The organism is Terrabacter sp. P2_E3 (assembly GCF_056403915.1).
Map to the genome: position 1 here is coordinate 157,656 of NZ_JBFUEN010000005.1, position 15,578 is coordinate 173,233.

At 65.0% G+C, this 15,578-nt stretch carries 11 protein-coding genes; 7 read left to right on the plus strand and 4 right to left on the minus strand.

What is annotated here, in order from left to right; all coding sequences use genetic code 11:
• Positions 1–142 precede the first annotated feature (142 nt).
• Positions 143–1,351 (minus strand): hypothetical protein, encoded by a 1,209-nt coding sequence (locus AC1DW8_RS08500; RefSeq protein ID WP_478093252.1) that lies wholly within the window; start codon positions 1,349–1,351, stop codon positions 143–145.
• A gap of 212 nt (positions 1,352–1,563) precedes the next feature.
• Between AC1DW8_RS08500 and AC1DW8_RS08505 the strand changes: the two genes are divergently transcribed.
• From AC1DW8_RS08505 to AC1DW8_RS08520, 4 genes are read left to right on the plus strand one after another with little or no spacing between them, the layout of a single operon-like run.
• Positions 1,564–3,516 carry a type I restriction-modification system subunit M gene (locus AC1DW8_RS08505; protein WP_478093254.1) on the plus strand — a complete coding sequence of 651 codons (1,953 nt, stop codon included), beginning with the start codon at positions 1,564–1,566 and terminating at the stop codon, positions 3,514–3,516.
• A 20-nt stretch (positions 3,517–3,536) separates the two neighbouring features.
• Complete coding sequence (locus AC1DW8_RS08510) at positions 3,537–4,796, plus strand: restriction endonuclease subunit S (protein ID WP_478093256.1); 1,260 nt, start codon at positions 3,537–3,539, stop codon at positions 4,794–4,796.
• Between the two features lie 7 nt (positions 4,797–4,803).
• Complete coding sequence (locus AC1DW8_RS08515; RefSeq protein WP_478093258.1) at positions 4,804–7,818, plus strand: type I restriction endonuclease subunit R; 3,015 nt, start codon at positions 4,804–4,806, stop codon at positions 7,816–7,818.
• A 19-nt stretch (positions 7,819–7,837) separates the two neighbouring features.
• The gene (locus AC1DW8_RS08520) at positions 7,838–10,342 is read left to right on the plus strand and encodes an N-6 DNA methylase (protein ID WP_478093260.1); all 2,505 of its coding nucleotides are present in this window, start codon (positions 7,838–7,840) and stop codon (positions 10,340–10,342) included.
• Between the two features lie 105 nt (positions 10,343–10,447).
• Here AC1DW8_RS08520 and AC1DW8_RS08525 read toward each other — a convergent pair whose 3' ends face one another.
• On the minus strand, positions 10,448–11,134 hold the full coding sequence (locus AC1DW8_RS08525; protein ID WP_478093262.1) for a response regulator: 687 nt from the start codon (positions 11,132–11,134) through the stop codon (positions 10,448–10,450).
• On the minus strand, positions 11,125–12,474 hold the full coding sequence (locus AC1DW8_RS08530; protein WP_478093264.1) for a sensor histidine kinase: 1,350 nt from the start codon (positions 12,472–12,474) through the stop codon (positions 11,125–11,127). The genes AC1DW8_RS08525 and AC1DW8_RS08530 overlap by 10 nt, the downstream gene beginning before the upstream one ends.
• A gap of 173 nt (positions 12,475–12,647) precedes the next feature.
• Between AC1DW8_RS08530 and AC1DW8_RS08535 the strand changes: the two genes are divergently transcribed.
• From AC1DW8_RS08535 to AC1DW8_RS08545, 3 genes are all read left to right on the plus strand, one after another.
• Positions 12,648–13,283, plus strand: coding sequence for a DUF4352 domain-containing protein (locus tag AC1DW8_RS08535; protein WP_478093266.1), 636 nt, complete (start codon positions 12,648–12,650; stop codon positions 13,281–13,283).
• Positions 13,284–13,442: 159 nt separating this feature from the next.
• The gene (locus tag AC1DW8_RS08540) at positions 13,443–14,114 is read left to right on the plus strand and encodes a DUF4352 domain-containing protein (RefSeq protein WP_478093268.1); all 672 of its coding nucleotides are present in this window, start codon (positions 13,443–13,445) and stop codon (positions 14,112–14,114) included.
• A gap of 107 nt (positions 14,115–14,221) precedes the next feature.
• Positions 14,222–14,932 (plus strand): DUF6308 family protein, encoded by a 711-nt coding sequence (locus tag AC1DW8_RS08545; protein ID WP_478093270.1) that lies wholly within the window; start codon positions 14,222–14,224, stop codon positions 14,930–14,932.
• A gap of 69 nt (positions 14,933–15,001) precedes the next feature.
• On the opposite strand, the gene AC1DW8_RS08550 is transcribed toward AC1DW8_RS08545, so the two are convergent.
• A complete protein-coding gene (locus AC1DW8_RS08550; RefSeq protein WP_056823075.1) occupies positions 15,002–15,556 on the minus strand; it encodes a hypothetical protein in 555 nt (184 codons plus the stop codon).
• Positions 15,557–15,578: the final 22 nt, after the last annotated feature.

A 15,578-nucleotide genomic window follows, 5' to 3' on the forward strand; every position in this document is an offset into this window, starting at 1 on the left:
TCAGCCGTGCTGGCCTTCACGATCACCATGACCTGGCGATCCCCCTTGAGTGGTTCTGAGCGCATTCGCACGCACGATACCCAGCCAGATCAGTTTCGGGGGTCTAATGCACAAAGGGGCACACGACCCAGCGGAGCACTTCTCACCGGAGGCGCCACCGAAGGACGTCTGCTTGTGAACGACGGCGCTTCTCGACCGGGCAGAACTCGGTCTCGAAGAGACAGCCGATCGTGATGCATGTCGGGTCGGTGCAGGCTCTGGGACGGTCGCCGATATGTATGGGACTGAAGGTGCTGGCGCGGTCGCTGGCCGGGCGCATGAGCCCGGAGTCGTCAATCGAGAACAAGAGCATGCCGGTGGAGTCGGCCCATTCTTGTGCTGAGCGTGAGAACCATGAGCGCGACACCACGACTGGTACACGGCCATTCACGGCGGCGATACCCGTGTAACGCTGCACGGTCGGCAGTCCCACCGTAGAAATCGCGAAGTGAACGATCAGCTCAAGGTTTGACGGAAGTCGGGGCTCGGCAACCATGCGTTCGCTGTCCTCGCAGAGTCCGATCCAGCGTAGCCACGTCGTCGCAGCCCGCTGCGCGTCCTCCTTGGTGCTGATCTGGGTCTCGGCTGGTGTGGGTCCGTACCTCAGCAAGCGGACGTTCTCGTCGTGGTCGGTGCTCCAGGAAGTGTCTGACGCGAGGAGCGACGCGAGAAGCTCGACTTCTACGTCGTCCGGGCCAACGCAAGGCCATTCCGGGGCGAGGCCCAGCGCATCCGCGAGATTGAGCCGTCCCGATGCGCCACACATGGGCATGACCTGATCAACCGACCAGCCATGCTGCCCGTCGTAGGCAACCACCAACGTCCGCTCTTGATCAGCGCAGTCATGAAGTCGAAGCTCGCGGAGACTGTCGTCTTGGTAGCGCGGCCACCCGTCGGGATCGGCGGGTCTGAGCGGCGCAAGCTCCAAATTCGCTGAATCCACTCCAAGGCGAATTAGCTCATCAGCGAGGGACGTGATCGGGTCGCTTTCGACGCGGCCCCATACGAAGGGAGAGGGCAGAGGGCGGCTCTCAACAGTGGACGCGACGGCCGCAACGATGATTCCCACGAGAATTTCAGTATCGGTTTGCAGTGGCCACATCCGTGAAACCACTCCACCGCTCGTTGGCCACGCCACTCTCCATGCTCCTGGTGAGCGGTCGACGGGCATCAGAACGACAGCACCACGATTTGCTATGGGCACCTTGACGTACTGATTGAGGCTGTCCGTGTGTCCGACCTCTGCCTTGAAGCCCTGAGCTGCGAGGGCCGTCGTGATGTCGTCCGCGATGCCGATGAGTCGATAGAACATGAGCTCGGACTGGATGACGTCGGACGTTGGGAAGCTCACGGCCTGCCTACTCTTCGTTGGGGCTATGCCGCCCGCGTTGGAGGTCTGGGAGGGATGCGCCTCGCCTGGAGAGGTATGTCTACATGGCGGCGGGGACAAGAACTGGGCCGGCACGCGGCGTGTTGGCAGACGTTGTCGGGTCGTTGTATCTACTCCGTCGTGAGGAGTGTTGAATGGCCCCCATGTCACCAGTGGGGTTCGAGGACAAGGTCGCGTTCGTCTGGAAGGTCGCGGACAAGCTGCGTGGGACCTTCAAGCAGCACGAGTACGGCTCGGTGATCCTGCCGCTGCTCGTCCTGCGCCGCATGGACGCCGTCCTAGCCCCGACGAAGCAGGACGTCCTTGACGCCGCCGCGGGCATGACGTCCATCGGCGAGGGGCAGGCTGCGCTGCTCAAGAAGAAGGCCGGACACCGCTTCTACAACACTTCGCCGCTCACGTTCCCGACGCTCCTCAGCGACGACAAGGACTTGGCCGACAACCTGCGCTCCTATATCCGCAAGCTCTCGCCCGAGGCGTATGCGGTCATGGAGGCCTACGACTTCGACCCCAAGCTCGAGCGTCTCGACCGCGCCGGGCTCCTGTACGCCGTGCTGGCCGACTTCGCAGACCTCGACCTGCGCCCGTCCGTCGTCAGCAACGAGGCGATGGGCTACATCTTCGAAGAGCTCCTGCGGAAGTTCTCCGAAATGAGCAACGAGACCGCCGGGGAGCACTACACACCCCGAGAGGTCATCAGCCTCATGGTCAACCTGCTGGTCTCTGGCAAGACCGCCCAAGAGCTCACCGAGAATCCAAAGCCGGTGCGTACTGTTTACGACCCGGCGGCCGGAACCGGCGGCATGCTGATGACCGCGGTGCACCACATCAAGGACCTCAACCCGGCGGCCATCGTCAACGTCTACGGCCAGGAGCTCAACGACGAGACGTGGGCCATCGCGCAGTCGGACCTGATGATGCAGGACACCGCGCCAGAACGAATGCGCAACGGCAACAGCCTCACCGCTGACGCGTTCCCGATGGAGAACTTCGACTACATCCTCGCCAACCCGCCCTACGGCGTGGATTGGAAGGCATACGCTGCGCTGATCAAGGACGAGCACGCCAAGCAAGGTTTCCACGGCCGCTTCGGCGCCGGCCTGCCCCGCGTCTCGGACGGGTCGTTCCTGTTCCTACAACACATGCTCGCGCACATGAAACCGACCGGCTCTCGGGTCGGGATCGTCCTGTCCGGATCTCCGCTCTTCTCCGGGCAGGCCGGATCTGGCGAGTCGGAGATCCGCCGCTGGATCCTCGAGAACGACTGGCTCGAAGGTATCGTCGCCCTGCCGGACCAGATGTTCTACAACACCGGCATCTCCACGTACGTGTGGATCCTGACCAACGATAAGGCCGACGAGGACCGCGGCACCATCAAGCTCATCGACGCCCGCGGCCTCGGGACGAAGATGCGCAAGTCCCTCGGCGACAAGCGCAAAGAGCTTACCGCCCCCGCGATCGACCAGATCGCGCAGCTCTACGGCGGGGCACGCGGCGAGTTTGCCAACGACCGACGTGTGAAGGCGCTCGCCAACGAGACGTTCGGCTTCCAGCGGATCACCGTCGAGCGCCCCATGCGCCGCCGCTGGGAGATCACCCCAGAGGCCGTCGCCGAGCCGCCCTTCGACGCGTATGCCGTCCTGCTCGGTCAGCGCTTCGAGACCGAGCGTGCGCTGCTTTCCGAGGTCACCGGACTGACAACGCTCCAGAAGAAGGCATTCGCGAAGGCCTGCGCCATCGCCGACCCCGAGGCGCCCGTCCTGAAGGGACGCGGAGCGAAGGTCGAACCCGATCCTAACCTGCGCGACCAGGAGAATGTCCCGCTGCCCGAAGGATGGCTCGCCCTCGGCGACGAAGAACGCGCGAAGGCCCTCGTCGAGACCGCAGAAGCCCACCTCGAGAACGAGATACGCCCCTACGTCCCGGACGCGTGGATTGACCACACCAAGGCCAAGGTCGGCTTCGAGATTCCTTTCACAAGGCATTTCTACGTTTACGAGCCGCCGCGTCCGGTCGAAGAGATCGCAACAGAGATCAAGGATCTTGAGTCCCAGATCCAGCAGTGGATGAGCGGACTGGGATTGTGACCGCCGTACCTCTGCGACACGTGGCTGAAGTGCGAACCAGCAGTGTCGACAAACACGCGCACGAGGGTGAAGCACCAGTTCAGCTGTGCAACTACGTCGACGTGTACAAGAACGACAAAGTCGGGCCGGGTCCTCACCTGATGCGGGCGACCGCGACCTCCGACGAAGTTTCCCGCTTCCACTTGGAGCTCGGCGACTCCGTCCTGACGAAGGACTCTGAGGATCCAAAGGACATCGGGATCTCGGCGTACGTGGATGCCACCGCGGACGACTTCGTGTGTGGCTATCACCTGGCAATCGCTCGCCCGTTGGATGGGACACACCCGCGCTACCTCACGTGGGCACTCCGCTCTCGACCCGTTTTAGATCACTTCACGAATCACTCGTCCGGCATCTCGAGGTATGGCCTCACAACGGCGGGACTGCGAGCCGCCCCTGTTCCCTGGCAGGAGCTGGAGCAGCAGCGGCGGATCGCAGACTTCCTCGACGACCGCGTCGCCCGAATCGACCAGATCATCACGGCCCGAAAGACGCAGATCACTGCAACTGAAGGACGCTTTGAAGCCTGGCGTCGGAATGCCGTGCTGGGCCTGTCCGCGGAGACACATGCCACAGACCTTCCCTGGGCTGCCCACGTGGGGGTGGGGTGGCACGTGCGCAGGCTAAGCCATGTAGCTCGGATGGGGACTGGCCACACACCTAGCCGCAGTGAGCCGGGCTACTGGATCGATTGCGAAATACCGTGGATCACAACTTCAGACGTCCACCGTTTTAGGCGGGACGAGATCGACCGTATTGACGACACGGAGATCCAGATCAGCCATGCTGGCCTATCGAACAGCGCTGCCGTTCTCCACCCCGCGGGAACCGTGGCCCTGAGCCGCACGGCTTCCGCTGGGTTCTCGATCGTCATGAACAGGGACATGGCAACGAGTCAGGACTTCGTGACATGGTCCTGCCGCCCAGAACTTCGTCCTGATTTCCTGCTGCACACGCTTCGCGTCATGAGGCCCTACCTGCTTGGCTATTTGGCGATGGGTTCCACGCACAAGACCATCTACTTCCCGGACCTGATGGACATCCAAGTGCCACTGCCATCCCTCGCCCAACAGGACCAAGTGATTGGGCATGTTCGAGTCGCCGCAGACGAGCGCGCTTCACTCTCAACGGCAATGGAGCGCCAGATTGAGATGCTGCAGGTGTACAAGCAGTCGTTGATCACGGCGGCTGTCACTGGTGAGATCGACGTGACGACCGCAGGTAGCGGCATACAGGGGTGAGTCGGGGATGAGCATCACGAAGGAGTCGGCGTTCGAGTCGAACATCGAGGCCCACCTGCTCGGGCACGGCTGGCAGCAGCTGAGCCCGGCGGCATACGACCGGAAGGCCGGGGCCTTCGGCGATGAGGTCATCGCGTTCGTGCAGGCGTCGCAGCCGAAGGCGTGGCAGCAGCTTGTGACGCGGCATGGGGGTGAGTCGACGGCGCGGGAGAAGTTCCTCAGGGTCGTCGTCGACGCGCTCGACCATCGAGGCGCGATCAGCGTGCTGCGGTCTCCGGTGAAGGACTCCGGGGTGAGCGTGCGGCTGTGCTACTTCAGGCCGGCAAGTGGGCTCAACGTCGAGCAGGCCGAGCGGTACGCCGCGAACCGGCTTGGTGTCGTGCGCCAGCTGCACCACTCGGAGTCCAACCCGGCTGACTCCGTCGACGTGGCCCTCGTCGTCAACGGGATCCCGGTGGCGACGGCTGAGCTGAAGAACCCGTTGACGCACCAGAACATCGAGCATGCGATGACGCAGTACCGCTCAGACCGGAACCCGCACGACCTGGTCTTCCGGGCCCGCACGTTGGTCCACTTCGCCGTCGACCCGCACCGGGTGGCGATGACGACCCGGCTCGCCGGGCAGGACACGGTATTCCTGCCGTTTGACCAGGGCAGCGGCGGCGCGGGAAACACGGGCACGGCCGGGAACCCGCCGGCCTCGGACGGTTACCAGACGGCGTACCTGTGGGAGCAGGTGTGGCAGCGCGATGCGTGGTTGGACCTGCTCGGGTCGTTCGTGCACTCCGAGGGTGGACGGGTCTTGTTCCCGCGGTTCCACCAGTGGCACGCGGTTCGGTCGATCCTCGAGGCGACCCGACGCGACGGGGCCGGCGTGGATCGGCTCATCCAGCATTCGGCTGGCTCGGGGAAGTCGAACACGATCGCATGGACGGCGCATGCGCTGTCGCGGCTGCACGGCGCCGACGATGCGCCGATCTTCGACAAGGTCGTCGTCATCACCGATCGCAAGGTGCTGGACCGGCAGCTGCAGGACACCGTGTCGGGGCTGGAACATACGCCGGGGACGATCGTGCGGATCGACGAGAAATCTGACCAGCTCAAGGCCGCGCTCGAGGGGCACGCCGCGCGGGTCATCATCACGACGTTGCAGAAGTTCCCGGTCGTGGCCGAGCTCGCCGCCAAGGACGCCGCTGCCGGTGACGCGAAGGGCGTGGTGGGTCGACGGTTCGCCGTCATCGTCGATGAGGCGCACTCGTCATCCAGTGGTGACTCGGTCGCCAAGCTGAAGAAGGTCCTTGGAGCTGGTGACGGGGGCGAAGCGGCGCTGGAGGCGACCGCGAAAGCGGAGTCAGCGGCATACGAGGAAGCCGTGGACTCCGCCGACGAGCCCCTGCTCGCCAGTGCGCGGAACCGAGGTAAGCAGAAGAACCTGTCGTTCTTCGCGTTCACGGCGACGCCGAAGCCCAAAACGCTCGACACGTTCGGGCAGCTCGGCCCCGATGGAACGAAGCGGCCATTCCACACCTACTCGATGCGTCAGGCGATCGCGGAGGGGTTCATCCTCGATGTTCTCTCCGGCTATACGACGTACGGCGTCTACTACAAGCTCGCGAACTCGCACCCGCGCAATGACCCGGAGATGGAGTCGCGCAAGGGGCGCACCGTGCTGGCGCGCTTTGCCTCGCTGCACCCGTACGCCTTGGAGGCCAAGGCGGAGGTGATCATCGAGCATTTCCGGCAGAAGACCGCGGGAAAGATCGACGGCCGCGCCAAGGCCATGGTCGTCACCCGTTCGCGCTTGCACGCTGTGCGCACTCACGCTGCCCTTGCGGCGTACATCGCGAAGAAGGGCTACGACAAGGGCAACCGACCGCTGCGCACGCTCGTCGCATTCTCCGGTGCGGTCGTCGACCCGGAGATGCCCGACGTGCCCGGGGCGACGGAAGCTCAGATCAACGGGTTCTCGGAGGCGCAGCTGGCGAAGCAGTTCAAGAGCGACGACTACCAGGTGCTTGTCGTCGCAGAGAAGTACCAGACCGGATTCGACGAGCCGCTGCTGCACACGATGTACGTCGACAAGAAGCTGTCCGGGGTGGCGGCGGTTCAGACGCTGTCACGACTCAACCGGACCCATCCAGGGAAGTCGGACACGTTCGTCCTCGACTTTGCGAACAGCGTCGAGGAGATCAAGGCGGCGTTCGAGCCCTTCTTCGAGGAGTCGTTCGCGACGCCGACCGAACCCAACGTGCTCTACACGATGGAGCACGACCTGATGGCCGCCCAGGTCCTGTCCCGCGTGGAGATGGATGCCGCCGTTGCGGCGCTGTTGTCCGAGGACCCCGCACAGCAATCCGTGATCTACAGCAACATTTTACCCGCGGCGGGGCGCTTCGCGACTCTCGACGAGGATACGCAGGCCAGCTTCCGAGGGACGCTGGAGCACTTCTGCCGTGCGTACGCCTTCGTTGCCCAAGTGATGCCGTGGGCCGACCCTGATTTGGAGCGGTTATTCCTCTATGGGCGGCTGCTGCTGCTCGAGCTGCCTACCGGGGACAACGACCCGATGCCCCAGCTCAGCAAGTCCGTGCAGCTGACCCACCTGCGCATCGCCGTCACGTCCGACGAGGCCATCACCCTGTCCGGCGCAGACGAGCCGGGATCCGCTCTTCCTGGCGAGGGCAAGGGGTCGAAGGCGGAGCCGATGCTGGACAAACTGTCGGCGCTAATCGCTGCGATGAATGACAAGTACGGCGCCGAGCTCGGGGAGGCCGACAAGGTCTGGGTGGACCAGCAATGGGTCGTGGTCAAGGACGACGACGAGATGCGCGAGGTCGCCCTGAACAACGACCGGGGACAGTTCGAAATGGTGCTCGAGCAGAGGATCAAGGACTTGCTTATCGACCGACACGACAAGAACGGCGTGCTGTTCGACATGTTCTTCGCCAACCCCGACTTCCAGATCTCGCTTGTTCGATACCTCGCTGGCACCTACGACGAGTTCCGCCGGGAGTCGGTCTAGTGAAGACGAGGACTCAGCCATGATCCCCCGCCCCGAGCCGGAGTGGCTCAAGACCCTACTTCAGGGTGACCTGACGCCGGACGTGCCGGTTCTGCCGGGCCAAAGCCACGGGGATGTCCACCGAGGTTCCCCTGCAATTGCCGAGATCGGTTGCGTTGCGGCACTCAGCGGAAGGCCCGCTTCACTCGTTTGTGAAGTCCTTGATCCAACGGTCGGTCGCGGCGTCATGCTAGAAACCGTCTCGCGTGCTCTGCAGGTATCGGGCTCGGAGGTGCGCGCGACTGGGGTCGACATCAACACGGCGGTCCTCGAAGAGACGCAGCGATCCTCGATGGCTCACGGTGAGACGTGGGCTCTTAGGTCCGGGAACGTACTCACGGATGACTTGGTGCCGACCGCGGGTGAGGACCTTGTCGTGTCGGAGCCGCCCTGGGGTATCGATTGGAGAGCTTCAGAGGTTTCCGTGCATGAGCGTGCAGCACAAGGCTGGTTCCCCCAAGGTGTCGGGAGTGTGAACGACGCTGGATGGCTCTTCCTACAGCGCGGCATAGCGGCCATGAAGTCTCGGGAACAGGGGGGCTCGCGTTTCGTCACGTTCGTGAACCCCGCCATGCTCCGTGACACGCCGGGCCGGACTTGCCGCAACTGGCTGGTTGAGGAAGACCTTCTCGAGGCCCTCGTTCGTCTCCCGATTGGCATGGCCGAGAACACGGACATCCCCCTTCACGTCGTGATTCTCCGTACGGACAAGCCCGAAAGCCTGAAGGGCCGGGCGCACGTAATCGATCTGCGCGGCTACATGACCACCCGCGACAACGGAGCTCGACGCCGCATCAGCAGTGATGGGTTGAGGCTCCTCTGGTCTGCGTTGGAATCAAGGCGGCAGGGTCCGAGCAATCGCGTCGCCTCGCTGGAATCGTTCAGGCGGCGTCCGATCACGGTCGCAGCGAACGGCGACTCATCGTTGACCTTTCGGACCGAGGTCTCGTCTGAGGATCCAGAACGGGATGTCCAGGGCCGATATGGGCCGGTGCCAGTCAACTGGGCTGAAGCAGGGCCACCGTTCGTGTCGTTCACCGTTGACCGCTTCTTCGACTCGACCGTCTCAAAGCCTCAACGTGGTGTCGCGCGCACGCGGCTGGCGGCGCTCCTGACGGCCCCGCCAGTGGTTCACGCATCTGGTCAAGATGCTGACCCTGCCTCAGGGGATGTCATTTGGTTCCCCACCGGCCGCGGTCCCGTGACGACCACAACGCCAACTGGGGCCATTGGCAGAGTCCTCCGACTGCATGTGAACCCCGACATCGTGCATCCGGATTACCTCGCTGGATGGCTCAACAGCGACGAAGGGATGCTCGCCACCCAGAACGCTCTTTCCCGCGGAGCCAGCGGTCAGGTCATCAGTGCGGTGCGATCGGACCAGGCATCCCTATGGAAACTCATGGATGAGTTGCCAATCCCCGTGTGCTCCAGCCTGGAGCAGTTGCAGCTCGCGGAGTCCCTTCTCACCCTGCGCCGCGTGGAAACGCTCGTCCAAGCCGCTCGCGCCGACCTGTGGTCGGGGCACAGGACCCCCGACCTCGTCGTGAGCCCTTTCGAGCCGCTGCTGGATGATTCCTTGGAGCGTTGGACCGCCAGCCTTCCCTACCCGTTCGCGACGGCCCTCTGGACGCTGACCAGCCGCAACTCGATCGATGCACGCCATCGGCAAATCTTCCACACGTGGGAGTCATATGCCGCGTTTTTGGCCACCGTGCTCCTGTCCGCGTTGCGACAGGACTCGGATCTCGCCGACGTCGAGGGCACCAGTCTGCGAAGGACACTCGATAGACACGGGCTCAGTTTGGAACGCCCCTCATTTGGCGCCTGGGCGGTTGTGATCCAGCGGCTGTCGGCTCGATTCCGCAAACTTCTCAACGACGACGCGGATGATCGTGCCCGAGTGACTCAGTTGTTCGGCGGCGCGCCTCCATCTGTGATCGAAGCCATCATCCAGCCCGCGTGTGTACAACTGCTGACCGATGTGAATGCGAGACGTAACACGTGGCACGGGCACGGCGGGGCGACAAGTGATTCCGTGCTCCAGTCGCAGATTGACTACCTGACGTCCGCGCTGGAGGAGCTTCGATCGCTGATCGGCGAGGCATGGACCCGGCTGCCGCTGGTGCGCGCTGGCAAAGCCAGCAGTCGTAGGGGCGAGATTCGGCAAGAGGTCGAGCTGGTCATGGGAACGAACGTGCCGTTTCGCCCAGCTTCGTTCGTGGTCGGCTCGATCATGGATGAGGGAGAGCTGTACCTCGCAGCAGATGGGTGCGCCCAGCCAGTGCCGCTCAGCCACCTGATCGTTCTGCGGTCTGGCCCAGCGAGTGACCGCTTTGCTTGCTACTTCTTCAACCGAGCGGATGCCGACCGCGTGCGCATGGTGAGTTTTCAGACCACGGATACGGGGGAGATCAACGAGCCGCGTGCGGAGTTCGCTGAGGATCTGGGCTGGCTCTGGTCCCCGCAGTCAGGCCGCGGATAGCCGGCTTGGCTGCCTCTCCGAGCAGACTGCCTGAATCGCTCTGAAATCCCTGCAAGAGGATGTTCAGCCCGCCAGATCATCGTTCTCCACTGGGTTGGGGTGGGGTCATTGGGCCCTGTCTGCGATGACCCCTGCCTGGACTCGGTTGTCGACGCCCAGTTTGGTGAAGGCGCTCTGCAGGTGCGTCTTCACCGTCGTCTCGCTGACGTAGAGCTCCCGCGCCAGGTCGGCGTTCGAGAGCCCCCGCGCCAGCCCGTTCACGACGTCGCGCTCCCGAGCCGTCAGGGTCGACATCAGTCGAGCCGCGTTCGCCCGTTGCGCCGCAGCGGGATCCTCACGCACCTGGGTGAACAGCTGAGCCGCGGTCAACGGTGACACCGCGCCGAGCCCGCCGGCCACGTTCCGGATGCCGCCGCAGATCTCCTCCGGTGATGCGGTCTTGAGCAAGAAGCCATCAGCGCCGGCCCGGATCGCTCGCTGGGCCACGTCGTCGTGGTCGAAGACGGTGAACATCAGTACCTTCGGCGCCTCGGGTCGAGCCTTGACCGCTGCGATCGTCTCGATGCCGCCGACCCGGGCCATGCGTACGTCGAGCACGACGACGTCGGGGCGGTGCGCCTGGACGCCGCCGATCACCTCGTCACCGTCACTCACTTCGGCCACGACCTCGAGGTCCGGCGCGGCGCCGAGCATGTGCCGCAGCCCCATCCGCACCATCGGGTCGTCGTCGACGAGCATCACCCGGATGGGGCGTCCGGCCTCGTCGCCGTCGCCAAAGCTGATCACGTCCATCGATTCCCCTTGTCCGATCCTGAGTCCGGTGCCTGCCATGGCAGCCGGATCGACACGCGGAACGCGCCGTCCGACCCGACCCCTGACTGCATCTCGCCGCCGTAGTGCTCGACCCGCTCGCGGATCCCTGTCAGCCCCATGCCGGTCCGAGCGGCCCCTTCGCCACCAGCCGATGCCCCGTGGGCGCCGGTCGGCGGCGGGAGGTGGTTCGCCGTCGCGATGACGAGCTGCCCTTCCGCCGGGCCGCCGGTGACCGACAGCCGCACGCTCACCGTCGACGCGTGCTTCCGGGCGTTCGTCAGCAGCTCCTGCACGATCCGGTACGCCGCCTGCGCGATGTGCGGGTCGAGCGCCTCGCCGTCGTCGACGAAGACCGTCGCCACGAGGGGCATTCCTGCGGTCACCGAGTCGTCGACAAGCGCGCGCACGTCGCGCAACGTCTTCGTCGGCGCCGCGACGTCCGGGTCATCGGCGTTCCGCAGCAGGTCCAGCAGGCTGTGCAGCTCGGCGACCGACTTCGAAGCCGTTTCGCGGACGACCTTCGCCGACTCCTTCATCTGTGAAGTCGCGGCTCCTCCGGACGCCTCGACCGCCGACGCGTCCGCCATCGCCTGCAGCGCGCCGGCGTGCACCGAGAGGATCGACAGGTTGTGCCCGAGCCCGTCGTGGATCTCGCGGGCCAAGCGCTCGCGCTCGGCCTGGCGAGAGACCTGGTCGGTCAGCGACGAGACCACCGACCGCTCCTTGGACACGACCACGCGCGCACTCCGCAGGTCTGCCCGCGTGCGCATCCACACGCCGACGCCGACGAACCCGCCGAAGATGACGACGGTCAGCACGAGCGGGACGTACCACTCGATCGGCTCGACGCCAGGCTTGAAGAGGTTGCCCCAGAAGGACATCGAGCGTGGCTCGGTGTTGACATCGCGCCACATCGCGACACCCGTCGCGAGGAGGACGACTGGGGCCAGGCGCAGCGCCTCGATCCGAGGTCGCCACGTGATGACGGACATGAGGCCGATCAGGGCGAGCGTCGGGCCGAGCACCACGAAAGCCGTGATACATCCGATGACGGTCAACGCGACCGGGTAGCGGTGCCGCCACCGCACCGACACCACGAGCACGATCGCAACGATGGACAGCAGTCCGGCGGCATTGCCCATCTGGCGACCGGGCACTGTCGACGTGCCGTCCGCGAGCGCCTGTCGCATGTCAAAGGCTGTCACCGTGAACGCCATGTCGGCCATGACGAGGAAGGCCAGCCCGAGCGTCCGCCCCTTGCGGGGTATGCGGTCGCGGCGCGTGAGGTCACGCAACCAGAAGGGCGGGCTGGACGGCATACCCGGAAAGGTAGGGCACGGCACCGACCGCGCCCTCCACCTTCCGGTCGGCGTGCGCGTCGGCACCTCATCCTTTCGGTCAGGCCGGTCGGCCCCTTCGGCCGAGGTGCCCGAGCGCCGCGAACCGGGACAGTCTCCCCAGCAACCACCAGCCCGACCCCCAGGGAGACACCATGAGCACCAACCAGCCGCACGACCCGACCCACCCGACGACGTGGCAGCCGCCGCAGATCCCGGCACCGCCGGCGCCCCAGCCGCCGCGCAAGAGCTGGTTCGCCCGCCACAAGATCATCACCGGCCTGCTCGCGCTGGTGCTCATCGGCGTCGTCGCGTCCGCCGTCAACGGAGGTGGCAGTACCACTCCCACGACCAACTCAACCGGCGTCGCCGACGAGCAGAGCGACGCTCCGACCACCGCCAAGATCGGCCAGAAGGTGCGCGACGGGCAGTTCGAGTTCACGGTCACCAACGTGCAGAAGGGCGTCAAGAGCGTCGGCGACCAGTACCTCAACGAGAAGGCGCAGGGCCAGTTCGTCCTCGTCAGCGTCACGGTCAGTAACATCGGCGAGAAGGCGCAGCTGCTCTCCGACTCCTCGCAGAAGGTGCGCGACGCCAAGGGCCGCGAGTTCTCCTCCGACACCGGGGCCGCGATCTACGTAAAGGACAACAAGGTCTTCCTCGAGGAGATCAACCCGGGGAACGCGGTCAAGGGGACCCTCGTCTTCGACATGCCGAAGGGCACCGAGCCGGCCAGCATCGAGCTGCACGACTCGCCCTTCTCCGAGGGCGTCACCGTCCAGCTCGGCTGAGACGGCGTATGCCGTGTGGTGGGCGCCCCGCAGCCAGGGGGCGCGGCGGCCGTCCGTTTCACACCGATTGGCGTGAAACGCCACGAAATGCGGGGGCCCCTGCAAGACTCCTCAGGCCTCCGGGCAACTCACCGATAGACCAAGAACAGAGAGCTGGAAATGAGCGAACAGGTACTTCCGCCCGCCACCCAAGAAGACCCCAAGGCGCGCGCCAAGGCCGACAAGGCATACGCGAAGGCCATGCGGCCTTGGTACAAGAAGAAGCGGTTCATCATCCCGCTCCTGCTCGTCGTCATCATCATGATCGCTCAGCTGGGCAAGGGTGGCTCGACCCTCGCCACGACGGCGGCTGACACGAGTGCCAACTCGTCTGTCGCCGACGCGCCCGCGGCCTCGAGCGACCAGGCTGACGCGCCCGCCCCAGCTGGCGACACGACGGCGAAGGTCGGGCAGAAGGTTCGCGACGGTCAGTTCGAATTCACTGTCACGAAGGTGCAGAAGGGCGTCAAGTCCGTCGGCGATCAGTACGTCAACCAGAAGGCGCAGGGTCAGTACGTCCTCGTCAGCGTCACGGTCAGCAACATCGGCGACAAGGCCCAGATGCTCTCCGACTCGTCGCAGAAGGCGCGCGACGCCAAGGGCCGCGAGTTCTCGACAGACACAGCGGCCGCGATCTACATGAAGAACAACCAGGTGTTCCTCAACGAGATCAACCCCGGCAACTCCGTCAAGGGCACCCTCGTCTTTGACATGCCCAAGGGCACCGAGCCCGCCAGTCTGGAGCTGCACGACTCCCCCTTCTCGGACGGCGTCACGGTCAAGCTCAGCTGAGCCCTCGCTCGCCGGTGGGCGGGCGTCGCGAGCCTCCCGCACGCGGCGTCCACCCACTGTCGTCGACGGTTGTTACGTTGCGACGCATCGAGACAGGGGAGATGCACATGCCCAAGCACGACTGGACGCGACCGACGCCGGAGCGGCTGGCTTTCGCCAAGAGTCAGGCGCTGGCTGCTCTGCACCCGGAGCGCTCCGGGTGGCGGCTGTGTCGTTACTACAGCGCTGAGGGCGACTACGCCGGTGCCAGTTTCGCCACGATCGGCCCGAACGACCCGGCGGTCATCGGCGCCGATGACCTCTTTGCAGTGACCTTACTCAGCGTCAGTGTCCCGGCTGGCGCGGCTCGCCTCCTGACGGAGATCGGGGAGACCGGGCAAGCAGTCAACGAAGGACTGGCGGCGCTACCGACTGCTTCACTGCAGGACGTCGACGAGGACGGGCTGTATGACATGGAAGTGTTCTATCGCCACGTCAAGAAGGCGCTTGCTAAGGCTGGCGCCGAGAACTCCAACCCGTGGGTCACGGCCAGCAAGCTGTGTGCGCGCAAGCGTCCCGACCTCTTCCCTGTGCGTGACAACGTCGTGTGCGAGCTGCTTGGTCTTCTACCCAAGGGCGACTACCAGGTCGACTGGCAAGTCTTCCGTCATCTGATGCGGGACTCCGATGTGCTTGACGCAATCGCCTTTGCTGGTGACGCGGCGACTCAGGCGGCAGATGGCGTGGAGCTGACCCTTGACCAAGAGCCGCTTCGGATCCTCGATGCAGCTCTGTGGTCAAGCGTCATGATGAGCGAGCGCGCCGAGGCCTCTGCCTGATTCTGGCCGGTTGAGAGCCGTGTCGGTATCGATCAGGTTCTGTTTCCGGAGGGGACCGGCCAGTACTCTCTAGTCGCAGTTGGGGCAGGGCCCGGAGACCGGCATTTCCATGAAGCAGGTCGGGCAGACCGCACCGCGCCGGGCCTCGGTCGCCGCCGTCGCACGCGGCGTGCTCGCCCGGACGACCCGGGCCTTGGCCGTCAGCGTCGGCACCGCGTCAGCGGGCACGTCGGCTCCCCAATGCCGGTAGCACTCGAGCCGTGCGGCGGCCGCGCTGTTCTCGCGCTCGAGCGGGTCGGTGATCGGGGCCTCACCGGCAACCCGCAGCGCCTCGTCGTAGCCGGCGCCGACCTGCCCGTCGTCCTTGCGGACGACCAGGGATGCGAGCGGCGGCTCGTTGCGCACGTGGTTGACCTTGACCAGATCGGCGAGCAGGGCGCCGATCCAGTTGCGCATCTGCGACTTGGTCCGCAGTGACGAGCGGCGCTGGACCTCCTCGGCGAGCTCGGAGTATGTGATGACGGCGTTGTAGCGACCCGCGGTCTCCACGAGTACCTCGTAGGCGTGCTTCGCCCAGTAGGGCTGGGCGAACTTCGGAGTCACGAACGTCTCCTGGTCAGACATGTGCAGTCATCCGCTTCCTTCG